This window comes from Priestia veravalensis, assembly GCF_001457055.1.
GTDB classification, from domain to species: domain Bacteria; phylum Bacillota; class Bacilli; order Bacillales; family Bacillaceae_H; genus Priestia; species Priestia flexa.
On record NZ_KQ758627.1, the window covers coordinates 88,407 to 113,180 of the forward strand.

The following is a 24,774-nucleotide window of genomic DNA, read 5'->3' on the forward strand; positions in this document are numbered from 1 at the left end:
TTTCCAACATTGTTTTCACAATCAACAAAAAACCTGAACGATTAAAAGTGAGAAACTCTCAATCGTTCAGGTTTATCATTAGCTGAATTACTTATGTCCCAGCCTCATGTCATTAGCTTTTACCTTCCAGCCTCTTAACTCTTATATTTCCATGATAATTGGTAAAATCATCGGTTTACGTCTTGTTTTTTCATATAAAAACTGATTTAACGCTTCGCGCATTTTTAATTTTAAAGATGACCATTCAATCACTTTTTCTTCCATGCACTTTGCTAAAATCTCTTCAACCACTTTTCCTGCCTCTGTAAGTAGAGCTTCCGATTCTCTTACATATACAAACCCTCGAGAAATAATTTCCGGTCCTGCCACAACAGTACGCTGCTTTTTATTGATTGTAACCACCACTGTTAAAATTCCATCTTGTGATAGCAAGCGACGATCACGTAAGACAATATTACCAATGTCACCCACACCTAGTCCATCTATTAACGTATTTCCTGCATAGATACGTCCTGATGGCTGCATGCGACCGTCTTTATACTCAATTACCTCACCTTTATCAAGTACAAAAATTTCATCATCACCTAAGCCTATTTCCTTTGCAATTTTTTCATGTGATTTTTGCATACGATATTCGCCGTTTACAGGGATTAAGTATTTAGGATTCATTAAATTCAACATGAATTTTAGTTCTTCTTGACTGCCATGCCCAGAAGCGTGAACTTGCTTTTGGCTATGAACGACGTTTGCTCCTAAGCGACTAATAATGTCGATTACTTTTGCAAAGATTACTTCATGGCCCGGAATTGGTGTTGCAGCAATTAGCACCGTGTCGTCTTTTTTCACTTGAATAAATTTATGAGATTGTTTGGCCATGCGATGTAATGCTGCCATTGGCTCTCCTTGATGCCCTGTCGTTAGCACAACCGTTTCGTGCTCAGAAATATCGCGAAGCTTTTGCACAGGGACAATTAAATCTTCGGGTATTGATAAGTGTCCAAGTTCCACTGCGATTTCAATTGTTTTCATCATACTTTTTCCAACTACAACTAGCTTGCGATTGGTTTCATACACTGCCTGAATTACCTGCTGAATCCGCTGAATGTTTGAGCTATATGTCGCTACAATAATTCGTCCTTTTGTATGATGGAACAGCGAAGCAACCTCTTGACCAATTACAGCTTCAGATGTTGTATATCCAGGCTTTTCAGCATTGATACTATCAGATAGCAAGCACAATACTCCTTGCTCACCAATCATCGCCATTTTTCCAATATCAGGTTTTTTTGACAAACGATTTTGATCGAAAATAAAGTCTCCTGTATGTACGATTGCGCCATGTGAAGTATGCAAACAAATGCCTACTGAGTCAGGAATACTGTGGTTTGTTCGGAAAAATGAAACGCTTACGTTCTCAAACGAAAGACGTGTCGATGAACTGATAACGTTTAACAATGAGAAACTATTTAGTCCAACCTCTTTCATTCTTTCTTTTACTAACGCAAGGGTAAATTCCGTTCCATATACGGGCACTTCAATTTTTTTTGAAATAAATGGAATAGCACCAATTTGTTCTTCGTGACCATGCGTTAAGAAAATAGCTTTTACACGTTCCTTATTTTCAATTAAATACGAAATATCAGGAATCACCATATCAATTCCAAGCATATCCCCGCCTGGAACCTTTGCTCCTGCATCTAGTACATAGATATCGTCGTTCACCTCAACGATGTACATATTTTTACCGATTTCTCCTATACCACCCAAAGCTGAAATTTTAATATTTTCTGTCTTTTTATCCAATTCCGTTTCCTCCCAAAATCATAGACCCGTCCATAATCTCATTTGTCTTCATTATAACTGATGACAGAATTGGAATACAAGAAATTTCATCCATGCTTTTCTAATGAATAAAAAAGCCCCCTGCATTCTTTTATGAATGAGGAGGCTTTTTATTATAGCGTGTTAAGCATTTTTCGTAATGATTCACGCTCAGGTTCAGTTAAAGGAACAAGTGGTAAACGTACAGATCCTACGTCTAAGCCTTTAAACTGCAGAGCTGTTTTTACAGGTGTTGGGCTTGGAGCAGAGAAAAGAGCCTTCATAACAGGCAATAATTTACCATGTAGTTGAGCTGCTTCTTTTACTTTACCCGTCTCAAATGCTGATACCATCGCTTGCATCTCGTTACCTAATACGTGAGACGCCACAGAAATAATACCATTACCACCAATTGATAATACCGGCAACGTTAAACCGTCATCGCCACTATAAAGCGCAAAGTCATCAGCTGTATTGTTAATAATAGCTGTCATAGCGTCAAGATCTCCGCTTGCATCTTTAATTGCTACTACGTTTGAAAGCTCTGACAAGCGTACAATGGTAGTAAGCTCCATGTTAATAACAGAGCGACCTGGAATGTTATAAAGCATCACAGGAAGCTTTGTGCTCTCTGCAATTGCTTTAAAATGCTGATATAAACCTTCTTGATTTGGTTTATTGTAATACGGCGCAACGATCATTACAGCATCTACGCCAATTTCTTCAGCTTTTTTTGTTAGCTCAATCGATGCATACGTGTTGTTACTACCAGTTCCAGCTACTACTGGAACACGACCTGCCGCTACTTTAACTGAGTGTCTAAATAGAGCTAGCTTTTCTTCTGTGGATAACGTTGGTGATTCACCCGTTGTTCCAGCAATGATTAAAGAATCTGATCCATTCTCAATCAAATAGTTAATTAACTGTGTTGTTTTTTCAAAATCAATGTTTCCCTTATGATCAAAAGGGGTTACCATAGCCGTTGCTACTTTACCAAAATCAATCATGTCTTCACTCCTTGACGTTCAATTATCTCCATTGGTAAACAACTCCATCAACAATATTTAATTGATGGAGTCTGTTTACTTTATTGAGTTACTTTTGATAAATCAAAAGCACGGTGAAGTGCATTAACTGCTTTCTTCAAATCCTCTTCTTTTACAAGTACCCAAATTGTTGTGTGACTATCAGCTGATTGTAAAATTTGAATTCCTTCGCTTGCAAGCGCCGTTACAATTTTAGCCGTTACGCCAGGCACACCGGCAATCCCTGCACCTACGATAGATACCTTAGCACAATTGCGGATAACAGAAGGCTCGTAACCAAGCTCTTGTAAAACCGCAATCGCTTTATCTGTTGATTCTTCAGTAATAGTGTACACAACACCTTTTGGTGAAATATTAATAAAGTCCACGCTAATCTTTTCCTGAGCCATAGCTTTAAATACTTCAGCCTGCGTGTCGTAATAACCGTCCTTACTGAATACCTTAATTTGTGTCACATTGGATACGTGAGCAATGCCTGTTACAAGACGCTCTTGGACATCGCTTCCACGCTGTTGAGCCGCACTATGGGAAGTCACTAGTGTACCTTCAGAGTCAGCATAGGTTGAACGTACGCGCATTGGTACTTTGGCCTGCATAGCAATTTCAACAGCTCTTGGATGAATAACCTTCGCACCTTGATATGCCATGTTACAAATTTCATTATATGTCACAACCGATAGCGGTCTTGCATCTTCAACAATGCGTGGATCTGCTGTCATTACCCCTTCGACATCTGTAAAAATGTCAATGTATTCAGCTTGTAATGCAGCTCCTAAAGCAGAAGCAGACGTGTCGCTACCTCCTCGACCTAACGTTGTTGTATCACCGCTTTCGTTTGCTCCTTGAAAGCCTGTTACTACCACGACATCATACTCTTCTAATTCTTCTATTATACGGTCACATTTCATTTCAATAATCTTGGCATTAGTAAAATCACTATTCGTGATAAAACCAGCCTGAGCACCATTTAGAGCTGTAGCCTTTATGCCATTTTCGTTTAATAAGTTAGTGAATACAACGGAAGAAATTAATTCTCCACAAGCCATTAACATATCTAACTCTCGTTTATTCACAGAAGCCTTATTACCATTCACAAGTGATAACAGCGTATCCGTTGCATATGGTTCGCCTTTACGTCCCATTGCAGATACAACTACCACTACTTTGTAACCTTCTTTTTGTGCATTTTTCAGATGATGAATAGCACGTTCTCTTCCTTGTTCATTACGAACGGAAGTTCCTCCAAATTTTTGGATGATGATTTTCATACTTACACCTCATTAATACTCTGAAACACGCTAGTTGCGCTTATTTTACTAAGCCAAGCTTAATAAGTGACTCTGCAATTTGTACAGAATTCCAAGCTGCACCTTTTAATAAGTTATCAGATACAATCCACATATGGAAGCCATTTTCGTGATCTAAATCTTTACGGATACGACCAACGAATACTTCACGCTTGCCTACGCAGTCTGCAGGCATTGGATATACTTGATTCTCTGGGTCATCTTGTAAAACGATACCAGGTGCATCAGCTAGTAATTTTTTCACATCAGCTACCGTTGCATCATTGTTTTCAATTTCAATATAAACTGACTCTGAATGTCCTGTAACAACCGGTAAGCGAACACAAGTAGCAGCTACTGGTAGTTCAGGCATGCTCATAATTTTTTTCGTTTCGTTAATCATTTTCATTTCTTCGAATGTAAAGCCGTTATCTTGGAACTTATCAATCTGAGGAATAGCGTTAAAAGCAATTTGGTAATGCTTTTTATCCCCACCAACTGGTAAAATTTCTGGCGTGAATTCTTTTTCGTCCAGGATTGCTTGTGCTTGTTCCTTTAATTCATTAATTGCTGCGGCACCAGCACCTGAAACAGCTTGATACGTCGATACAATCACTTTAGATAAACCGTATTTTTCACGCAGTGGCTGCAGTGCTGCTACCATTTGAATCGTTGAACAGTTTGGATTTGCAATGATTCCATTATGTGCTTTTAGTGCTTCTTCGTTTACTTCTGGCACAACTAAAGGTACGTTTTCATCCATACGAAATGCGCTTGTATTATCAACTACAATCGCTCCACGTTTCACTGCTTCCGGTGCTAACGCCTTGGAAATGCTTCCTCCTGCGCTAAATAAAGCAATATCTACTCCTTCAAAGCTCTCTGGCTTTGCTTCTTGAATGATTATTTCTTCTCCATTATAAGTGACTTTCTTACCCGCTGAACGAGCTGAAGATAATAATGTTAATTTGCCAATTGGAAGATTACGCTCTTGTAGAGTTTTTATCATTTGTTGTCCTACTGCACCTGTTGCTCCTACTACTGCTACATGTAATTCTCTTGTCATTTTAATACCGCCTCCAACAATTTTCAACTACTCAACATTTTTCTGCATATACTGACTATTTTAACATAATACCTTATTTTATTGCGCTAAAGAAGAGAAGATTTTAAAATCTTCTCTTCTTTTTTCACCTTTGACAGAAATATATTCTTAAAATTACTTTATGATGCGGCGCGCTACTTTGTTTCTTAATCGCGAAAACGCTCCACGACAACAGGTTGAATTTGTTTCCCTTCCAATGCCGCATACACCGTATCAGAAAGCATCGGCATACGAGCTACCATTGAGTTTGGCTTTGAAATAGGATCATCTTGACCAAATGGAATAAAGTAAATGTTTTTAGTAGCCATTAGTCGCATTAAGTTTACACCATTTAGACCCAATGCGTCATTGGTTGAAATACCTAAGACAACAGGCTTATTATTACGTAGCGTTGCTTTTGCAGCCATTAGAACTGGGGATTCGGTCATAGCATTCGCAAATTTACTCATTGTATTTCCAGTAATTGGAGCAACCACCATGCAGTCAAGTGGAATTTTGGGTCCTAATGGCTCTGCTTTTACAATGGTATTGATAACAGAGTTCCCGGTAACTTCTTCAATTTTTCGAATCCAATCTTCGCCATCTCCAAAACGTGTATTTGTTGATTGAACAGTATAAGATACCACAGGCATTACTTCTGCTCCTAAATTGACAAGCTTTTCAATTTCTGGCATTACTGCATCGTACGTACAGTGAGAGCCCGTTAAACCAAAACCAATTCGTTTTCCTTTAAGTGACATTATTGTTTCTCCTCCCTTTGATCAGCAGCTTCTTTCAGTAACGTCACAATGACATTGGCAACGATTTGTCCTGCTGTTTTTGGTGCCACGATTCCAGGAAGTCCCGGTGCTAGAATCGCTTTAATTCCTCTTTTTTCAGCGTAGCGAAAATCAGTACCTCCAGGCTTTGATGCAAGGTCCACTACAAGAGCATGCGTTGGAATATTGGCTAAGACACTAGATGTCAAAACCGGATATGGAATCGTATTAATACAAATATCACTATCCGTTATTTCTTGAGCTAAATCGTTTAAATGAAACGGTGTTAACCCCATTTCGCTAATGCGTGCTAAATGCTCTGATTTACGCGCACCAACCTTTACATTTGCTCCTAATGCTGCAAACGAGCGCGCCACACTCATTCCTACTCTTCCTAATCCAAGAACGGATATATTCGCTCCATGTATTGTAAAATCTGTATGTTGAATGACCAGCATAATTGTCCCCTCAACTGTTGGAACTGAGTTGTAGATAGCAACATCGTCACGCTCAAACAGCTGAATGAGTGTTCGATTTGTCTTTTGAACAAGGCTATTTAAATAATCATTACTAATTCCTGAATAAATGGTACAATGCGCAGGAGTACTAGCTAAGATCTCTTCTGTTAAAATTACTTTTTCATTTGAAAAGATGGTATCGACTTGCCCTTCATGATTTGTACCTGGTACAGGCAAAATAATGGCATCGACATCGGAAAAATTTAGTTCATCAATTTGATATTTAGTCGCACCAGTAAAGCCGTGATCAAGCTGATCAAACCCTATAAGCGATGTTTTTGCATCTAATTGGATGAGCTTTCGTATGACCTCAAGCTGTCTTGCATCACCACCAATGACAGCTATGTGCAAATCCGTTAACATGTGTCTGTTCACCTTCTTTAATATTAAATAGAGACGTCTAGTTCTTTAAAATTATAGATATCATAGAATCATTCATTACCATTAGATACCTATTGCATTTTCTTCAACATAGTATGTAAACAACTGAGAATCGGTGAATCTTTCTCCGCATTGTATGACAAATATTCGAGTCCAAAAAAAGCATGGCTACTAACAGCCATGCTTTTCTACTATTCAATCGATGTATTTTCTTATTGTTCTAAATTAACTATAACCATATCGGTTCCTATCTTTTCAATATGAGACCATGGTACTCTTACATCACTACCCTGCTTTCGGAAACCAAACCATTTCATAGAAGGAATTAATAGCGCTTTTATTTGGCCCTGCTCATTAAATTCTAAGTCCGTTTGCCCCAGTACGCCAAGGCGTTCAGCTCGCTTTAAATCCACAATTTCCTTACCGCTTAGTTCACTTAACCTCATAAACCTCTCCCCCTTATAACTAGTTTATCAATGAACATAGTAAAAACATGACAAGAAAATAAAAAAGTGTGGGACAAAACGAAATGTTTCTTTCTCAAAGACGAGTTATGTCTTTTCTAAGGTAGTTAGGTTATAATAACAGGTTCGTTTCGTTCCATTCCGCTACGGACACTCGCTTTCCGCAGGGAGGAATCTGAGCCTCCTCGCTGCGGAGTCTCATCTCTTCCTCTAGTCCCCCTAGGAGTCACATGCCTTACGCTCCATTCCACTAATTCTTTAAAATTAGTTTCCTAATCAACAAAAAATCCGAACTATAAAAGAGTCGTTAACTCTCAATAGTTCGGATAGATCATTGACTGAAATACTTATGTTCCAGCCGCTTTCGTACTCTTATTTTTTATTCAATCCTTTTGGCATTTCACCGCTAGGGCTAATTAAAGATAGTGCAAAATCATCTTTAAAAATAGAACGTGCCAATGAATTAACGCTGTCAATTGTCACATTGTTAACTAGATCTAAAATTTCATCTAATGAGCGATGATGACCCAACATTAGTTCATTTTTTCCGTTACGACTCATACGACTATTTGTGCTTTCTAGACTCAGCATTAAGTTTCCTTTTAACTGCTCTTTACTGTTAGCAAGCTCTTTCGCCGTAATCCCTGTGTCTGTAAGCTCTGTAAGCGTATCTTGAATTGTATCATACAGCACATCAAGCTGATTGCTACCTGTTCCACCATAAATAGTCACAAGGCCACTATCACGGTAGGAAGAATGATAAGAGAAGACCGAATAAGCTAATCCACGTTGCTCTCGTACCTCTTGGAACAAGCGACTGCTCATACTTCCTCCCAATACGTTATTTAAAACGATTAGGCTATACACATCTTTTCCACCAATTGGAAGCCCTTCGAAACCTAAGCATAAATGCGCTTGTTCTGTATCTTTTTTGCGAGCGATGTGATTTGTATGAAAAGCTGGCTGTACATACTGATGGGCATCATATGATGAAGTGTATGTACCAAAATACTTTTCAACTTCTTTAATAAAAGAATCATCTACGTTACCCGCTACTGAAATCACAACATTTTCAGGAATGTACATTTTTTCCATATAGCTACGAAGCGAATCACCGTTAAACGTTTTTAACGTCTCTTCCGTTCCCAAAATTGGATATCCTAACGGATGGTCACCATACACAGCTTTACCTAATAAGTCATGTACGATGTCGTCTGGGGTATCTTCATACATCTTAATTTCTTCGTATACTACATTTTTCTCTCTAGCTAACTCTTCTTCATCAAAAGCAGAGTTAAAGAACATATCTGCTAGCACATCAAGCGCTTGATTGGAATGTTCATCTAACACTTTTGCATAGTAACAAGTATATTCCTTTGATGTAAAGGCATTAACTTGTCCTCCAATTTGATCAAAGCTCTCTGCAATGTCACGAGCAGAGCGTGTCTTAGTACCTTTAAAAAACATGTGCTCTAAAAAATGTGAGACACCATTAATTTCTGGATGTTCACTTCGAGAACCAGTCCCAATCCAAACTCCAATCGCTACCGAACGAACCGTTGGGATATTTTCAAGCACAATTCGCACACCATTTTTGCATGTATGTCGAGTAATCAAGCTAACTCCTCCTTTGTCATTTGCTTCATTTTAATGAGATACGTTTATAAGAAAAATACGCTTGATATCCGTTAATCTTTACGATAACTGACCATTCTTTCTTCATCAAGCAGCATCGTTACCGTCGTAACATCTAACCCTTTTTTCTCAATATCCGTTAACAGCTGATCCAATGAATTCGCTGTAGCCTCAGTAGGATGCATCAGCACGATTGCACCTGGATGAATTTTTTTCATCACGCGATTAATCAGCACATCTTTTGTTGGCTTTTGCCAATCAATTGTATCTACTGTCCACATAATTGTACTCATTTTTTGCTCTGAAGCTAACGTTACTACTTCTTTTCGAAAGCTACCGCTTGGGGGCGCAAACCACTTTACTTTCTTACCAGTAGTAGCCGTAATTACTTCATTCGTTTTCTTTAATTGATCAACAATTTGTCCTGATGATAATGTAGCCATGTTAGGATGCGAGTAGGAATGATTTCCAACTTCATGTCCCTCATCTACAATCATCTTTGCCAACTCAGGGTTATTTTTAACCCATCTTCCTTCTAAAAAAAACGTTGCTTTTGCATCGTGCTTCTTTAAAGTTTGAAGCATATCTGGTAAATATTCATTTCCCCAGGCCACATTTATCGTAAACGATACCATAGGCTTTTCAGGGTGTCCTCGATAGATAGCTTCAGATGGAAGATCATCTAAATGCACCTTTGGCTTTATTTGTTTATAAACCAGCTTGTCTTCATTAAACTTACCGCTTTTTTTCATGTTCTCATAGGAAGCCTTTACATCTACAGCGATTCCATTGTAACCCGGCGTTTTCTTCCAGACTGGGTCAATGGCTGCATTAGAAGGCTTAACGTTATATATCTTTGCTTTCTCGGCAATCTTCTGATATAGGTCGTTTCTTTCGACACCAGCTTGCTCAACCGTTGTCTGAAATGCTTCTACATAATCAGTAGCAAACGGATTATAAATTGATTTATATGTAATTGCAAGTAAAAATAAAAATGCAGTAAATTGAATGATTGAACGTTTCACTTATCCTTCCCCCTTCTCCATACAAAGTATGTAGAAAAAGGACAAGGTAGAACAGCGTCTTCAAGCCAATGTAATAAAACCCCCACATCAGTTAGACTGCGTGGGGGAATAACAAGGCAATTATTTTGTTTCTTTTGCCTGCTCTTCTTTTTCTTTTTGCTCTTTCAGAACTGCTTTCCTTGATAAGTTAACGCGACCTTGCTTGTCGATTTCCATTACTTTTACAAGAATTTCATCACCGATAGCAACAACGTCTTCCACTTTACCAATACGTTCTTCAGCAAGCTCAGAAATATGAACAAGGCCATCTTTACCGCTGAAAATTTCAACAAATGCACCAAACTTCTCGATGCGTTTAACTTTACCTAGATACATTTGTCCAGCTTCAACTTCACGAACAAGATCTTCAATGATTTTCTTCGCTTTTAGGTTCATCTCTTGGTCAATTGATGAGATAAAGATTGTACCATCTTGTTCAATATCAATCTTAACACCAGTTTCTTCAATGATCTTATTAATTTGTTTACCACTTGGTCCAATAACATCACGAATCTTGTCTGGATTGATTGCCATCGTCAAGATTTTCGGAGCGTACTGAGACAGCTCTTCACGAGGTGTATTAATTGTAGAAATCATGTGATCTAAGATCTGCATGCGTCCTTTTTGTGCTTGTTGAAGAGCCTCTTCTAAGATTTCACGAGATAGGCCATCAATTTTAATATCCATTTGTAACGCAGTAACACCTTTTGCTGTTCCCGCTACTTTAAAGTCCATATCACCTAAGTGATCTTCCATTCCCTGGATATCAGTTAAAATTGAGTAATGCTCACCCGATTTAATAAGACCCATTGCAATACCCGCTACAGGAGCTTTAATTGGAACCCCAGCATCCATCATTGCAAGCGTACTTGCACAAATACTTGCTTGAGACGTTGAACCGTTTGATTCTAACACTTCAGATACAAGGCGGATTGTGTATGGGAAATCTTTTTCTGTTGGAATAACAGGCTCTAATGCACGTTCACCAAGTGCTCCATGACCGATTTCACGACGTCCAGGTCCACGCATTGGTCTTGTCTCACCTACGCTGAAAGAAGGGAAATTATAGTGATGCATAAAGCGTTTAGATTCTTCTACGCTTAAGCCATCTAGAATTTGCACATCTCCAAGCGCTCCTAGTGTACAAATGCTAAGTGCCTGCGTTTGTCCACGCGTGAATAACCCAGAGCCGTGTGTACGCGGCAATAAGCCAACTTCAGATGATAATGGTCGAATTTCGTCAATGCTTCGACCATCTGGACGCACTTTTTCTTCTGTAATTAGACGACGCACTTCGCTTTTAACAAGCTTAGATAAGATCTCACTGACTTGACCTAATACATCAGCTTCAACTTGTTGCTCTTCAAACTGCGCAATTACCGCTGCTTTTACTTCGCTAATTGCTTCTTCACGAGCATGCTTTTCTTGAACTTGAACAGCTCGGTTCATGTCTGCTTCTGCAATTTCACGCACTTGTCTTTCTAAGTCTGCATCTACTGTATAAAGTTGCACTTCCATTTTCTCTTTACCAACAGCTGCAACAATTTCTTCTTGGAATTCAATTAACTTCTTAATTTGGTCATGTCCAAACATAATTGCTTCTAACATCACTTCTTCTGGTACTTCATCTGCACCAGCTTCAACCATGTTAATAGCGTCTTTTGTTCCAGCAACCGTTAAATGAATATCGCTTTTTTCTTGGTCTTCTACACCTGGATTTACAACAAATTTACCGTCTACACGCCCTACGATAACCCCAGCAATTGGGCCTTCGAATGGAATATCAGAGATAGAAAGTGATAAAGAAGAACCAAACATAGCGGCAACTTCAGACGAGTAATTTTGATCTACACTCATTACAACACTTACGACCTGTACTTCGTTACGGAATCCATCTGCGAATAGCGGACGAATTGGACGGTCAATTAAGCGGCTAGCTAAAATAGCTTTCTCACTTGGACGACCTTCACGCTTAATAAATCCACCTGGAATTTTACCAACTGCGTATAAACGCTCTTCATAGTTAACTGTTAAAGGAAAAAAATCTACGTCTTTCGCTTGTTTTGAAGCTGTTGACGTGCTTAATACTACTGTGTCTCCATAACGAATCAGTGCTGCTCCGTTAGCTTGCTTTGCTAATTGACCAACTTCAACCTCTAGCCTTCTACCGGCTAGTTCCATGGAGAACACTCGTTTTTCTTGTTCCATATCGACGAGTACCCCTCTCTACATATAAAATATATGTATGTAAATAAATGTGATAGTTTTATTATAAACGAAATACTAAAAAACAATAGCTTTTTTCACATTATGTAGCATCTTTTCAAAACATCTAAATGTACATACTAAAAAAGCGGGAATGCTCCCGCTTTCTTCTTATTATCGACGTAAACCAAGCTTGTTGATTAGATCACGATAACGAGTAACGTCTTTGTTACGAAGATAGTTAAGTAAGTTACGACGTCTACCTACCATTTTTAGAAGTCCACGACGAGAGTGGTGGTCCTTCTTGTGAGTACGTAAATGATCGTTTAGATTGTTAATTTGCTCTGTTAGGACAGCGATTTGAACCTCTGGAGATCCAGTATCGTTTGCATGAGTTTTGTACTCATTAATGATTTCATTTTTACGCTCTTGTGTGATAGCCATCCTATTCACCTCCTTGTTTATAAACCCCAGTTACCGAGCAAGACGTTGGTGAATCGTCATGCCAAGCAATGGTTGTTTTGCATACAAGTGTTATATTACTACTTTCTTTTCAAAAAAGCAAGAAAATCTCTGCTTTTTCTTTTAGTTTATTGTACGTTTTTTGAAACACCTAAAAAGTACTGGTTTGCTTCTTCTTTATCTAATGAAATTTGTTCAATTAGCGCTTCAATTCCAGAAAATTTGCGCTCACTACGAATGAGCTTATGCCAACGAACTCTTACATGCTCACCGTAAATTTGCTTATTAAATGATAGAAGGTGCACTTCAATTGTGGGCTTTTTTAAGTCTTCATGAAATGTTGGTTTATATCCTATATTGCATACTCCTTGATACCATTGATTATTTAGCTCTAACTCCACTGCGTATACGCCTGTTCTTGGCAAGAGATAATCAGCGGCTAAGGAAACATTTGCCGTTGGAAACCCAATTTGCCTGCCTCTTTTTTCACCATGAACGACCGTTCCTTCTACTTCATAATTACGTCCAAGCAGCAATTTCACTTTCTCCATTTCACCATCAGCTAAGAATTGTCTAACTAACGTTGAGCTTACTTTCTCTTCATTTGTTGTTAGCTTATCTACGACCGTCTGCGTAAACTGTGAACGAGAGTGAAAAGGTAACGTTTCCATCGTCCCTTTTCCTAGCTTACCATATGAATAATCGAATCCTGCCACAACATGCTCTACGTTTAAGCCGATAATATACTGATCAACAAACTCTTGTGGTAATAAAGATGCAAACGCCCGATCGAAATGCACTATATATAAAAAGTCAATTCCCAGTTTTTTAATAAGTCGTTTTTTTTCTTCTAAAGGTGTAATCATATCAACGTGCTGAACGTTTTTCCCAAGAATGACGGATGGATGAGGTGTGAAAGTCATCACTGCGCTCGCTACATTTTTCTCATCAGCGATTTGCTTTGCTGTTTTAATCACTTGCTGGTGCCCCAAATGTACACCATCAAAAAATCCAAGAGCTAAAACAGAACGCTGTACAACCTCTCGTCCTAAATGATGTGGATGTCGAATCTCTATCGTTTCCAAAACGCACTTCACCTTTTCCTTAACCAATTCAGTCGATTGCTAAGACTTTTACCGGTTTAATTAAATGTTTTTTTGTGGGATGCTGCGCATAAATCGCCATGCATTTTCCAGCTGAATCCACCATTAGAAATTGCCCCTCGAGTAAAGATTCATCTTCTGGACATGGTAATACCGCACCGTTTCTCACTTTCTCTGCTAATGTATCATTTATTTTGAATTTCGGCAAATGAAAGAGCGCACGCTCAATAGGATGTAAAAGTGATTGAATTGTTCCTTCTTTTACTGCTAGTTCAATCTGTTCAAACGTTAAGCAATCCTCTAAAGAAAACTGACCCGATCCTGTTCTTTTTAAATAAGACATATGAGACGGGTAACCAAGTTTCTCACCGATCATAACAGCAAGTGTTCTAACATACGTTCCTTTACTACAGGTCACACGGAAGCGAAATGAAATGTTTTCGCCCGTAAATACATCTCGGTCATCAAGAAGTTCAAACTGATAAATTTGAATAGTACGCACAGGTCTTTCAATCTCAATCCCTTGCCTTGCGTATTCATATAACTTTTTACCATTAATTTTTACGGCTGAATACATGGGAGGAACTTGTTCAATCGTCCCCGTTAAGGATTTAAGAACCTCTTCAATTTGAGCACGCGTAAACGTCGCATTTATCTCTTTTCTTTCCACCACATCACCAGATGAGTCTTCCGTCGTGGTAGAAAAACCAATAGTGACTTCCCCTTCATACGTTTTTGTTGCACCTGTTAAATACTCTACAATTTTGGTTGCGCGACCGATACAGATGGGGAGTACACCTGTTACATCTGGGTCAAGCGTGCCCGTATGACCTACTTTTTTTGTTTTTAGTAACTTTCTAACTTTAAAGACACAGTCATGAGACGTCATCCCCGCTGGCTTATTTAAAACTAAAACACCATCCAACTTACTCAACTCCTTTTCCTCCATAAAAAAGGTGCCTCAAAAAGCACATGTACTTGTTGAGACACCCTTTATCATGCTCATTTGAGCACCCTAATCATCCATTAATTATGGTCTTGCTCATCGTTGCTTTCTTTTTTAATTTCATGAAGTAACGACTCAATCCGATTACCATAATCAATTGACTCATCAAATTCAAATGTAATTTCAGGTGTTTTACGTAAGCGAATGCGCTGACCAATCTCTGAGCGAATAAAGCCTTTTGCTTTTGCAAGACCTTTTAACGTATTCTCACGCTGCTCAGCATCTCCTAATACAGAGATATATACTTTTGCTTGCTGCAAATCGCCTGAAACCTGAACGTCCGTAACCGTTACAAAGCCGATGCGTGGATCTTTAATCTTTCGATTTAAAATCTCACCTAGCTCTTTTTTCATTTGTTCACCGACTCTAGTTGCTCTAATTTTCATACTGTGTCACCCCTTTTATACCACTTCAACAGGCTGACTGCTATTAAATCAGCTTGAAAAATCCAATTGGTTCCAACACTTCATCAACAGAAAAATTTTCTGCTTATAATCGGTATTATAACCAATCAAAGGTTGTAATAGTGCGTTCGATTTCTGGAAAAGAATCCATTAGAGCAATTGCTTTTTGTAATTCTTGTTCCGTTGCGACGCGACTAGATGAAACTGCAACTATGCTAATTTTTGTACGCTGCCACACATCTTGAAAATCTGTTTCGGATACCGATACATTATACTTTTGTTTTAGGCGCATTAAAATCCGCTGTAAAACCGCTCGCTTATCCTTTAGTGAGGCCGCGTTATAAATTAAACATTCACATTCCACTAATCCAATCACTTAGGATCGATTTGCTCCATTACATATGCTTCAATAACATCGCCTTCTTTAATGTCATTGAAGTTTTTAATTGTAATACCACACTCGTAGCCTTGAGCTACTTCTTTTGCATCATCTTTGTATCGTTTTAGGGCATCAACTTCACCTTCAAAGATAACGATACCATCACGAATTAAACGGATGCTGCTGTGGCGCGTAATTTTACCTTCTGTGACGTAACCGCCGGCAATTGTACCAATTTTAGATACTTTGAACGTTTGACGAACTTCAACTTGACCAATAACTTTTTCTTCAAACTCAGGATCAAGCATTCCTTTCATCGCTGATTCAATCTCTTCAATCACTTTGTAGATAATACGATGTAGACGAATATCTACTTTTTCAGCTTCTGCCGTGCGTTTTGCACCTGCATCTGGACGTACGTTAAATCCAATTACGATTGCATTAGAAGCTGTTGCTAAGATGATATCAGATTCTGTAATTGCACCTACACCAGTGTGAATGATGCGTACGTTTACGCCTTCAACATCAATCTTTTGTAAAGATGCTGCTAAAGCTTCAACAGAACCTTGTACGTCAGCTTTTACGATTATGTTTAAGTCTTTCATTTCACCTTGCTTGATTTGCTCAAATAAATCATCCAAGCTTACGCGCGTTTTTTCACCACGCTGTTGTTCAAGCTGCTTTTGAGCACGTAGCTCACCGATTTGACGAGCTGTTTTCTCATCTTCAAACACCATGAAGCGGTCACCAGCTAACGGTACATCGTTTAGACCTGTGATCTCAACTGGAGTTGAAGGACCAACCTCTTTCACGCGACGACCGATGTCGTTTACCATTGCACGAACACGACCGAACGTGTTTCCGACAACGATTGGATCTCCAACTTTTAGTGTTCCATTTTGAACAAGTAAAGTAGCTACTGAACCGCGGCCCTTATCAAGCTGTGCTTCGACAACCGTTCCAACAGCACGACGATTTGGGTTTGCTTTTAATTCTTCTACTTCACTTACCAATAGGATCATTTCAAGAAGCTGGTCAATACCTTCTCCTGATAGAGCAGATAGCTTACAGAAGATTGTATCGCCACCCCATTCTTCCGCTACCAATCCGTGTTCCATTAGTTCTTGCATAACGCGGTCTGGGTTTGCTGCTTCTTTATCCATTTTATTAACAGCTACGATAATTGGTACTTCAGCAGCTTTCGCGTGGTTAATTGCTTCAATTGTTTGTGGCATTACACCATCATCAGCTGCAACAACAAGAATTGTAATATCTGTTACTTTTGCTCCACGCGCACGCATTGTTGTGAACGCGGCATGTCCTGGTGTATCTAAGAACGTAATCTTCTTCTCTTCTACCACAACTTGGTAAGCACCGATATGCTGCGTGATTCCACCAGCTTCTCCAGCCGTTACCTTCGTGTTACGGATTGAATCTAATAGCGTTGTTTTACCATGGTCTACGTGACCCATAATTGTAACAACTGGTGGACGAATTTGAAGGTCTTTCTCATCGTCAATGATTTCCATTGCTTCAAAATCAGTTGCGTCTAACACAACTTCTTCTTCCACTTCTACGCCATACTCACCAGCAATTAATTCAATTGCTTCTTTTTCAAGCTCTTGGTTGATTGTTGCCATAACCCCAACCATGAACAGCTTTTTAATAATCTCTGAAGGCTCTTTGCCTAACTCTTTTGCCAATTCAGAAACTGTTAAACTTTCAGAGTATGTGATTTTTTCAGGAAGTTCTTTTGGTTGTGCCGGAGCCGGTCTTCCTTTTCCTCCCTGAGGCTTTCTATTACCTTTTCCACCTTTGTTGGCAGCAGGTTTTGCTGGCTTTTTGTTGCCTTTTTTATCATTATTATTTGGTTTTGAATTATTATTTAGTGCTGCATCTAGTTTTTTCACATGCTCATCCTCTAACGTTGTCATGTGGTTAGACACTTCAACATTCATTTCTTTTAATTTTTCTATAACGTCTTTGCTTGAAATATTGTATTGTTTTGCATATTCATGTACGCGAACTTTACTCAATATTTTCACCCCCAAAAAGATTAATCGAGCATCGTGATTAGCTTTTTGGCAAAGCCACTATCCATCACTGCAACGACAACACGTGCATCTTTACCGATTGCTTCTCCTAAAACGTAGCGATCCACAACGGTTCGAACCGGAACTTGATAATACGTGCATTTGTCGATGACTTTTTTTGTTGTGTTATCTGATGCATCACCGGCTAAAAGAACAAGCTTTGCTTTTTTTTTGCGCACTTCTCCTATTACAAGCTCTTCACCAGAAATTAATTTACGTGCTCGATTTGCAAGTCCTAAAAAAGAGAGCCACTTTTCATTATTCAATGTCATTGCTTCTCCTTCTCTACAAGCGTCAACAATTCATCATAAACTGCATCTTCAATCGGTGCGCTCAAGTGAGTAGATAAGACATTTTTCTTTTTTGCTAATAAAATGGCTTCTTTATCTTTACTTAAATAGGCACCGCGCCCGGACTTTTTACCCGTTAAGTCAACCGAAACTTCACCTTCTTTAGAGCGTACAACGCGTACTAGCTCTTTTTTAGGCATCATTTCACCAGTGGCCACACATTTTCGCATCGGGACTTTTTTACGATTGTTCATTTGGCTCACCTCTTATTCCATGTCATCTTCGTCTGAATCAAATGCATGTTGACTCACTAACATGTCATCACTTTTTTGAATATAAATACCTTCTTGCTCGGCTTCGGATTGACTCTTAATGTCAATTTTCCATCCTGTTAACTTAGCTGCTAAACGTGCATTTTGTCCACGTTTACCGATTGCTAATGACAGCTGGTAATCTGGCACGATAACCGTTGTTGCTTTTTCCTCTTCATCCACCATTACTTCTAATACTTTTGATGGACTTAATGCATTTGCCACAAATTCTACCGGGTCATTTGACCAGCGAACGATATCAATTTTCTCACCTTTTAATTCATTCACAACAGCCTGAACACGTTGACCTTTTGGTCCTACACAAGAACCGACTGGATCTACTTCAGCATATTCTGAGTGAACAGAGATTTTAGAACGATCGCCAGCTTCACGTGCAACTGACTTTAATTCAACTGTACCATCATAAATTTCTGGTACTTCTTTTTCAAATAAACGCTTAAGTAATCCAGGGTGTGTTCTTGAAACGTAAATTTGAGGACCTTTTGTTGTTTTTTCCACTTTTGTGATATACACTTTAATACGGTCATGTGGTTTATATTGTTCGTTGGGCATTTGTTCACTTTGTGGCAATAGAGCCTCAATTTTCCCAAGGCTTACATAGATAAAGCGTGAGTCTTGACGCTGAACAATTCCTGTCATGATGTCTTCTTCACGATCGCTAAACTCAGAATAGATAACGCCACGCTCTGCCTCACGAACGCGCTGTGTTACAACTTGCTTCGCTGTTTGTGCAGCAATGCGACCGAAGTCTTTTGGCGTTACTTCAATTTCTACAACGTCGTCTAATTGAAAGTTAGGATTAATCCCTTGGGCTTCTTCAACTGAGATTTCCAAGCGTGGATCATACACTTCATCTACAACGTCTTTACGTGCGAATACGCGCATTGTTCCTCGATCTAAATTTAAATCAACACGCACGTTTTGCGCTTGATTAAAATTGCGCTTATAAGCAGAAATTAACGCTGCTTCAATCGCTTCAATAATAACATCTTTACTAATGCCTTTTTCTTTTTCAAGAACTACCAAGGCATCTAATAACTCACTGCTCATTTTGGTTAATCCCCCTTTAATATTCACTAGTTGCTAATGCGTTAAAACACAATTGCCAGCCTAGCAAACGCAACTTTTTCATATGGTAATTCCACTGTTTTTGTACGTGTTTTAATGCGAATTGATAACGTTACTGTTGTACCGTCAAATGCTACTAGTTCGCCTTCAAACTCCTTTGCTCCTTCAATTGGCTCATATGTTTTTATGTATACATGCTTACCGATTGAACGTTCAAAGTCTTTGTCCTTCTTTAAAGGTCGCTCAGCACCTGGAGAGGATACTTCAAGAAAATAGTTATGTGTGATTGGATCAACTTCATCCATTTTCTCGCTAAGCTTTTCGCTTACAGCTCCGCAGTCTTCAATATCTACACCCGTTTCAGAATCAATAAAAACTCGAAGGAACCAATCGCGCCCTTCTTTTACATACTCTATTTCCACTAGCTCTAAGTTCATTTCTTCTAAAATTGGTGTAACCATTTCTTCTACTGTTTCTTTTACGCTTTTGCCCATTTCTAATCCTCCTTTCGAGACAACAAAATCTATGTCTCTTATCTAAAAAAGAGTGGACACATTTGATACTGTCCTTTCAATACCTAGTATGAAGCTGGTACATACGCACGATATACTAATGAGTAAGAATGATGAAAATAATAATGAATGTTTTCAATTCATATCGCCGTGATACAGTCCGGTACTTAAGTTTCGATGCTAGAACGTCTCGAGTCAAAAAGCATGCACGTACAGAAAAAACGAATCATGCTAACCGCCGATTCGTTTCCCATACTCCTTACTAGTTCGTAAGTTCATATCAATAAGAAAGAGCGGGTTTCCCCACTCTTTACTCGTCCGTATCCTTAGCATTTCCACATTCACTATATCATAACCGCTTATTTTATGCAAATGTTAGAAAAGTGAAAGTTGGTTTTGATCTGGCAAGCTTTCTAAGCAACCGTGATTGTCTAAATACTCTAGAATTGTCTTTGATACTTTTCCCCTTTGCTGTAGATCTTCTTTTGATAAAAACTCTCCATCCTTGCGAGCTTTCACAATATTTAAAGCCGCATTAGTACCCAATCCTGGAATGGAATTAAATGGTGGAATTAACGATGTACCATCAATAATAAACTCATCTGCACTCGATTCATACAAATCAACTTTTTTGAATGAATAGCCACGCTCACACATTTCAAGCGCAAGTTCAAGCACTGTTAATAAGTTCTTCTCTTTCGGAGAAGCATCAAGTCCCTTACCATTGATTTCTTCCATTTTCGCCCGAATAGCAGTCGAACCCTTGATCATTGTGTCAATATCGAAGTCATCGGCGCGTACTGTGAAATATGCTGCATAATATAAAAGCGCATGATGAACTTTAAAATACGCAATACGTACAGCCATTAAAACGTATGCTGCTGCATGGGGTAGCGATAGGTAATATTCCCCTCAGCCTCACCTGTTTGGGTTCCATTTTCCCCCGCTTCACACCGTACGTGAACCTTTCGATTCATACGGCGTTCCATCGAACAACAACCAAATGTTACTTCACTAATTTTTCCCGAAATGAAAGTATCTTTTTAATTTGTTTTTGCTTATAACCTAAGCTAAGAAGCTTGTCTTCATTGCTTCTAGCTACTTCAATAATTCCTTGGAACTTAGGTTGCTTTCTCTCAGCGATTGCGGCTTTCGTTACCGCGTATATTGTATCTCTGAGAGCTTGAAACTCCTCTTCCGATTTCGGTATGCTAAGTTTTATAGATGCTCGCTCCTTTCACAAGGATACTTGCATCTCGGTACTTTACTCTCAACGGAATTTCTTAGCAGTTAGTGAATGTTGGTTGCTCCTTTTCTTAAGTCCGACTATGCCCCTTCGCTCCACTTCCATTACAGAAGCTTCAACACTACTACGGGCTGCCGCCAGGTGTATGAAGAGAGTCATTTCCTACTCTCAGGGATTTCACTTGGCTCCTGCCATCCATCCTACACCCTTCACACGTTCCACATGAAATTATCCCTTCTTTAGTGGTGACCTTAGGTGTCCTCTCTGACCCGACATTTAGCTTAATCTAACAGGAGTTTAAAGACTTCAGCCGAACAACCTTTAATGGTTGAACGCAGATATTCCCCCAAAAGATAGGTAATCCGCAAATGTTCCATCGCAAGCGATAGCCTCAGCTTCTCAACTGAGTTGTCCTTACGAGCCTTTCCATACGAGGATTCGTTGCCTCACCATAGCCACTTTTTGGGACCCCCGCCTTTACTCACGTCTACGTGTCACGCTTTTAAGACGAACCTTAGCGAGCTCTCTTACAGTTCAAGCCAGGAGACCATTCCTGCAAGTCGCGGTGCTCAGGGGGTTTCACCGTATCCTGTTACGGTAGGAGGGGATTTCACGCCTCCGACTCATTTCATGTAGTTCTCATGTAGATTTACTGTCTTTGTATCTACACGGGCTTGTCTTTATCCAACATTTCTGTTGGGGTTAAACGAGCAACGTGTCGCACCTTTCGGGAACATGTACTTAATCTTTTTACACGAATCAATGTACCAATCTGGCACGCCGTTTTTAATCATTTCTTCTTCGAATTCAGGGGTCAACCCTTTCCCTTTACGAACTGACTCCATAATTTTAAACGCTAAGGAAGGCTCTAACCCTTGATAAATTAAATACACCATAATATCATCACGACAGCCAATTACTTCACTTAGGTTACAAATATTATTACGAATTAACTCTTGCGCATTTCCTAGCCATACATCCGTTCCGTGAGATAGCCCAGAAATTTGAACAAGTTCTGAGAACGTAGATGGTTTTGTATCCTCCAACATTTGGCGAACAAATCGAGTACCGAATTCAGGGATACCAAGAGTTCCTGTTTTACACATAATCTGCTCTTCTGTTACACCTAAAGATTCCGTTCCGCTAAAGATCTTCATGACTTCAGGGTCATCTGTCGGAATGGTCTTTGGATCAATTCCACTTAAGTCTTGTAGCATACGAATAACCGTAGGGTCATCGTGCCCTAGAATATCAAGCTTTAAGAGATTGTCATGAATAGAGTGGAAGTCAAAATGAGTTGTACGCCACTCAGAGTTTCGATCATCTGCTGGGAACTGAATTGGTGTAAAGTCATAGATATCCATATAGTCTGGTACAACGATAATTCCTCCAGGGTGCTGACCTGTTGTTCGTTTTACTCCTGTACACCCTGCTACTAATCGATCAACTTCCGCATTTCGCAAATGCAATTCATGATCTCCAGCGTATCCCTTTACATATCCATACGCCGTTTTCTCTGCAACGGTACCGATTGTTCCAGCACGGTATACGTTGTCTTCTCCAAACAGCACTTTTGTATAGTTATGCGCTCTTGGCTGATATTCACCAGAGAAGTATGATGATAGGTAAGCATTTGAAGTTATCTCCAGCTTTTCCCCCATCTCACACCGTACGTGACCCTTTCAGTGTCATACGGCGTTCCATCGTTAACATTGTCGAAGTTACTCAGCTAAGTTTTGGATTTCCTACTTCCGTTCTTAACTGATTTAGGTTTTTAATTGCTTTTAAATCAAAAGTTTCAAGTATTGCTTTGTACTTTGGATTTGTCGTTGGATTGTTATTATGAATTAACATATGGTAGTCTTTTTTGATAATTATTAGATTATCGTAGTCATCAGTTCCACCTTGGGCAGTTGGTTTCTTGTGGTGACATATTGCGTTAAACGGGGTTAATCTTTCACCCGTTATTCCACAGCAACCTTTCTGGGCAACGTATTTACTTAGACGATTGTCTTCGTATTTTACGCTCTTGGACTTATAAGTACCTTTTCTAAACATTTCAATTTCAGTAACGGATACGTTTTTAATCTCTTTGTGAATGGCTTTTCGGTCTTTAGCATTATAGATTGTAAATTCTGGCTTGCGTTGACCTCGGATATCGTGTTTAACTGCTTCCATCGGATATACTAAAATGCCATTACTTTTAAATCTAGGACATCGGTAACCAGTGTAAAATTTTTCAATCACTTTGTTTTTCTCTTGAGTAAAATTAAAAATATTTCTGTATAAAAGTGATTTAATATTTTTGTGTACTCTATGCCTTATATCATTAAAGTCTTGGGATACTCTTGTAGCTATTTTGTAATAGTTCTGCATTCCAAGGATATTGGCGTTGTACATCATAATCTTTTCTGGTGTAGGACTTTTTCTTATCTTTACTAACTTATGCCTAATTACTTCTTCTACCTTATTTTTAGATTTAGGACACATTTTTGAGTTTACTATATATCCTGTTTTTCCAGTTCCCTTTTTAACGGCTCTGAACCGTACTCCCAAGAAGTCTGTACCATTTTTTCGGATATTTGTGATTTTGCTTTTCTCTTTGCTTGTCTCTAAGCCAAGTCTTTCTTGTAACCATTTTTCGACGGCTATTTTGATTTTCTTGGCATTATTGTATGAATTCGTAAAGATTTTAAAGTCATCCGCATATCTTACTAGGTACATCGGTTTGAGTTTCGTCTTTTTAAGAGCATCTGTTTTGTTTCGTTTTAATTTATAAGATATTTTCGTAGGTTTTGTTTCCCATTGGTTTGATATCCACCAATCTAACTCGTTTAATACAACATTTGCGAGTAGTGGTGATAATATCCCGCCTTGTGGCGTGCCTTTCTCTGGTACTCCAATTCCTTTGACTTCGGCTTTCAGCATTTTCTTAATAATTGATAATACTTTTTTGTCCCGTATCCCGATGGTCCATAGTTGTTTGAGAAGCTTGGTGTGATTAACATTATCGAAAAATCCTTTTATATCTACATCAACCACATAATGATTGAAGCTGTGATTTACTAGATGATAACATCTAGCCAAAGCGTCGTGGGTACTTCTTTTCGGTCTAAACCCAAAACTATTTGAGTTAAACTTTGCTTCCACAATAGGTTCAAGAATTTGCAAAAACATCTGTTGAATTAATCTGTCCTCTATTGTGGGAATTCCAAGTGGTCTCTTATCGCCATTAGGTTTAGGTATCAATACCCTTTTAACAGAATGTGGTTCGTAGTATTTAAGTCTTTTTCTTGTTATTGCAACAAGCTTGTTAATATCCATTCTTTGTAAATGTTTAATGGTATGTCCATTTGTGCCTTTTGTTTTGCTTCCAGTATTACTTTTGATATTTCGATATGCTAATCTAATGTTCTCTTCCGATACAATAAAATCATAAAGGTTTTTAAAGTATCTACCATTTGCGCTTTCTTCATAAAGATTATCCAACCGGTCTTGCATACCAAAGTATTCGTTATTTCTCAACTTTTGTATCATTAAGTCAGTCAACTAATCACTTCCTCTCGAAAGTTTTCGTTTCTTTAAGTCTTACTAGA

Annotated in this window: 23 protein-coding genes and 2 pseudogenes; all 25 read right to left on the reverse strand. The window is 38.8% G+C overall.

What is annotated here, in order from left to right; all coding sequences use genetic code 11:
- Nucleotides 1-141 precede the first annotated feature (141 nt).
- The 25 genes and pseudogenes from AS180_RS00480 to ltrA all read right to left on the reverse strand — a co-directional run bounded on the left by AS180_RS00480 (nucleotide 142) and on the right by ltrA (nucleotide 24,727).
- Complete coding sequence (locus AS180_RS00480) at nucleotides 142-1,803, reverse strand: ribonuclease J (RefSeq protein WP_025908580.1); 1,662 nt, start codon at nucleotides 1,801-1,803, stop codon at nucleotides 142-144.
- Between the two features lie 152 nt (nucleotides 1,804-1,955).
- Nucleotides 1,956-2,828: a 4-hydroxy-tetrahydrodipicolinate synthase gene (dapA, locus tag AS180_RS00485; RefSeq protein WP_025910557.1), complete on the reverse strand. Its 873-nt coding sequence runs from the start codon at nucleotides 2,826-2,828 to the stop codon at nucleotides 1,956-1,958.
- An 80-nt stretch (nucleotides 2,829-2,908) separates the two neighbouring features.
- Entirely contained in the window at nucleotides 2,909-4,135 is a 1,227-nt protein-coding gene (gene dapG / locus AS180_RS00490; protein WP_061784559.1) for an aspartate kinase, read from the reverse strand.
- A gap of 40 nt (nucleotides 4,136-4,175) precedes the next feature.
- On the reverse strand, nucleotides 4,176-5,219 hold the full coding sequence (gene asd / locus AS180_RS00495; RefSeq protein ID WP_061784560.1) for an aspartate-semialdehyde dehydrogenase: 1,044 nt from the start codon (nucleotides 5,217-5,219) through the stop codon (nucleotides 4,176-4,178).
- A gap of 185 nt (nucleotides 5,220-5,404) precedes the next feature.
- Nucleotides 5,405-5,998, reverse strand: a complete 594-nt coding sequence (locus AS180_RS00500) for a dipicolinate synthase subunit B (protein ID WP_025910560.1) — start codon at nucleotides 5,996-5,998, stop codon at nucleotides 5,405-5,407.
- Entirely contained in the window at nucleotides 5,998-6,897 is a 900-nt protein-coding gene (gene dpaA, locus AS180_RS00505; RefSeq protein WP_025910561.1) for a dipicolinic acid synthetase subunit A, read from the reverse strand. The genes AS180_RS00500 and dpaA overlap by 1 nt, the downstream gene beginning before the upstream one ends.
- 230 nt (nucleotides 6,898-7,127) lie before the next feature.
- Nucleotides 7,128-7,361, reverse strand: a complete 234-nt coding sequence (locus tag AS180_RS00510) for a YlmC/YmxH family sporulation protein (protein WP_035320336.1) — start codon at nucleotides 7,359-7,361, stop codon at nucleotides 7,128-7,130.
- Nucleotides 7,362-7,486: 125 nt separating this feature from the next.
- Nucleotides 7,487-7,630, reverse strand: coding sequence for a hypothetical protein (locus tag AS180_RS22035; RefSeq protein ID WP_156413415.1), 144 nt, complete (start codon nucleotides 7,628-7,630; stop codon nucleotides 7,487-7,489).
- A 121-nt stretch (nucleotides 7,631-7,751) separates the two neighbouring features.
- Nucleotides 7,752-8,996, reverse strand: coding sequence for a M16 family metallopeptidase (locus AS180_RS00515; protein WP_025908935.1), 1,245 nt, complete (start codon nucleotides 8,994-8,996; stop codon nucleotides 7,752-7,754).
- Between the two features lie 71 nt (nucleotides 8,997-9,067).
- Nucleotides 9,068-10,039 carry a polysaccharide deacetylase family protein gene (locus tag AS180_RS00520; RefSeq protein WP_025908936.1) on the reverse strand — a complete coding sequence of 324 codons (972 nt, stop codon included), beginning with the start codon at nucleotides 10,037-10,039 and terminating at the stop codon, nucleotides 9,068-9,070.
- Between the two features lie 120 nt (nucleotides 10,040-10,159).
- Nucleotides 10,160-12,286: a polyribonucleotide nucleotidyltransferase gene (gene pnp / locus AS180_RS00525; protein WP_025908937.1), complete on the reverse strand. Its 2,127-nt coding sequence runs from the start codon at nucleotides 12,284-12,286 to the stop codon at nucleotides 10,160-10,162.
- Nucleotides 12,287-12,457: 171 nt separating this feature from the next.
- Nucleotides 12,458-12,727 carry a 30S ribosomal protein S15 gene (gene rpsO / locus AS180_RS00530; protein ID WP_025908938.1) on the reverse strand — a complete coding sequence of 90 codons (270 nt, stop codon included), beginning with the start codon at nucleotides 12,725-12,727 and terminating at the stop codon, nucleotides 12,458-12,460.
- A 146-nt stretch (nucleotides 12,728-12,873) separates the two neighbouring features.
- A complete protein-coding gene (gene ribF / locus AS180_RS00535) occupies nucleotides 12,874-13,830 on the reverse strand; it encodes a bifunctional riboflavin kinase/FAD synthetase (RefSeq protein ID WP_025908939.1) in 957 nt (318 codons plus the stop codon).
- Nucleotides 13,831-13,858: 28 nt separating this feature from the next.
- A complete protein-coding gene (truB, locus tag AS180_RS00540; RefSeq protein ID WP_025908940.1) occupies nucleotides 13,859-14,773 on the reverse strand; it encodes a tRNA pseudouridine(55) synthase TruB in 915 nt (304 codons plus the stop codon).
- Nucleotides 14,774-14,874: 101 nt separating this feature from the next.
- A complete protein-coding gene (gene rbfA, locus AS180_RS00545; protein WP_025908941.1) occupies nucleotides 14,875-15,240 on the reverse strand; it encodes a 30S ribosome-binding factor RbfA in 366 nt (121 codons plus the stop codon).
- Between the two features lie 115 nt (nucleotides 15,241-15,355).
- Nucleotides 15,356-15,634 (reverse strand): DUF503 domain-containing protein, encoded by a 279-nt coding sequence (locus tag AS180_RS00550; protein WP_025908942.1) that lies wholly within the window; start codon nucleotides 15,632-15,634, stop codon nucleotides 15,356-15,358.
- Nucleotides 15,631-17,673: a translation initiation factor IF-2 gene (gene infB, locus AS180_RS00555; protein WP_025908943.1), complete on the reverse strand. Its 2,043-nt coding sequence runs from the start codon at nucleotides 17,671-17,673 to the stop codon at nucleotides 15,631-15,633. The genes AS180_RS00550 and infB overlap by 4 nt, the downstream gene beginning before the upstream one ends.
- A gap of 20 nt (nucleotides 17,674-17,693) precedes the next feature.
- The gene (locus tag AS180_RS00560; protein ID WP_078989371.1) at nucleotides 17,694-18,002 is read right to left on the reverse strand and encodes a YlxQ family RNA-binding protein; all 309 of its coding nucleotides are present in this window, start codon (nucleotides 18,000-18,002) and stop codon (nucleotides 17,694-17,696) included.
- Nucleotides 17,999-18,274: an RNase P modulator RnpM gene (rnpM, locus tag AS180_RS00565; RefSeq protein ID WP_025908945.1), complete on the reverse strand. Its 276-nt coding sequence runs from the start codon at nucleotides 18,272-18,274 to the stop codon at nucleotides 17,999-18,001. Before rnpM ends, AS180_RS00560 begins: the two co-directional genes overlap by 4 nt.
- 12 nt (nucleotides 18,275-18,286) lie before the next feature.
- Entirely contained in the window at nucleotides 18,287-19,402 is a 1,116-nt protein-coding gene (gene nusA / locus AS180_RS00570; protein ID WP_025908946.1) for a transcription termination factor NusA, read from the reverse strand.
- A gap of 41 nt (nucleotides 19,403-19,443) precedes the next feature.
- Nucleotides 19,444-19,914 carry a ribosome maturation factor RimP gene (rimP, locus tag AS180_RS00575; protein ID WP_025908947.1) on the reverse strand — a complete coding sequence of 157 codons (471 nt, stop codon included), beginning with the start codon at nucleotides 19,912-19,914 and terminating at the stop codon, nucleotides 19,444-19,446.
- A gap of 393 nt (nucleotides 19,915-20,307) precedes the next feature.
- Nucleotides 20,308-20,823 (reverse strand): annotated as a pseudogene (locus AS180_RS00580) (helix-hairpin-helix domain-containing protein); the annotation flags it as partial.
- Nucleotides 20,799-20,921 (reverse strand): hypothetical protein, encoded by a 123-nt coding sequence (locus AS180_RS23775; RefSeq protein WP_258954098.1) that lies wholly within the window; start codon nucleotides 20,919-20,921, stop codon nucleotides 20,799-20,801. The gene AS180_RS23775 and the pseudogene AS180_RS00580, both read right to left, overlap by 25 nt.
- Before the next feature lie 982 nt (nucleotides 20,922-21,903).
- A pseudogene (gene polC, locus AS180_RS00585) lies at nucleotides 21,904-22,791 on the reverse strand (PolC-type DNA polymerase III); the annotation flags it as partial.
- Nucleotides 22,792-22,903: 112 nt separating this feature from the next.
- Nucleotides 22,904-24,727, reverse strand: a complete 1,824-nt coding sequence (gene ltrA / locus AS180_RS00590; RefSeq protein WP_025908950.1) for a group II intron reverse transcriptase/maturase — start codon at nucleotides 24,725-24,727, stop codon at nucleotides 22,904-22,906.
- Between the last annotated feature and the right edge of the window lie 47 nt (nucleotides 24,728-24,774).

Excerpts from the sequence above, each read along its gene's own strand:
- dapA (WP_025910557.1), bottom strand. The coding sequence starts at position 2,828 with ATGATTGATTTTGGTAAAGTAGCAACGGCTATGGTAACCCCTTTTGAT.
- dapG (WP_061784559.1), bottom strand. The coding sequence starts at position 4,135 with ATGAAAATCATCATCCAAAAATTTGGAGGAACTTCCGTTCGTAATGAA.
- asd (WP_061784560.1), bottom strand. The coding sequence starts at position 5,219 with ATGACAAGAGAATTACATGTAGCAGTAGTAGGAGCAACAGGTGCAGTA.
- AS180_RS00500 (WP_025910560.1), bottom strand. The coding sequence starts at position 5,998 with ATGTCACTTAAAGGAAAACGAATTGGTTTTGGTTTAACGGGCTCTCAC.
- dpaA (WP_025910561.1), bottom strand. The coding sequence starts at position 6,897 with ATGTTAACGGATTTGCACATAGCTGTCATTGGTGGTGATGCAAGACAG.
- AS180_RS00510 (WP_035320336.1), bottom strand. The coding sequence starts at position 7,361 with ATGAGGTTAAGTGAACTAAGCGGTAAGGAAATTGTGGATTTAAAGCGA.
- pnp (WP_025908937.1), bottom strand. The coding sequence starts at position 12,286 with ATGGAACAAGAAAAACGAGTGTTCTCCATGGAACTAGCCGGTAGAAGG.
- rpsO (WP_025908938.1), bottom strand. The coding sequence starts at position 12,727 with ATGGCTATCACACAAGAGCGTAAAAATGAAATCATTAATGAGTACAAA.
- rbfA (WP_025908941.1), bottom strand. The coding sequence starts at position 15,240 with ATGAAAATTAGAGCAACTAGAGTCGGTGAACAAATGAAAAAAGAGCTA.
- AS180_RS00560 (WP_078989371.1), bottom strand. The coding sequence starts at position 18,002 with ATGACATTGAATAATGAAAAGTGGCTCTCTTTTTTAGGACTTGCAAAT.
- rnpM (WP_025908945.1), bottom strand. The coding sequence starts at position 18,274 with ATGAACAATCGTAAAAAAGTCCCGATGCGAAAATGTGTGGCCACTGGT.
- nusA (WP_025908946.1), bottom strand. The coding sequence starts at position 19,402 with ATGAGCAGTGAGTTATTAGATGCCTTGGTAGTTCTTGAAAAAGAAAAA.
- rimP (WP_025908947.1), bottom strand. The coding sequence starts at position 19,914 with ATGGGCAAAAGCGTAAAAGAAACAGTAGAAGAAATGGTTACACCAATT.
- AS180_RS23775 (WP_258954098.1), bottom strand. The coding sequence starts at position 20,921 with ATGGAACGCCGTATGAATCGAAAGGTTCACGTACGGTGTGAAGCGGGG.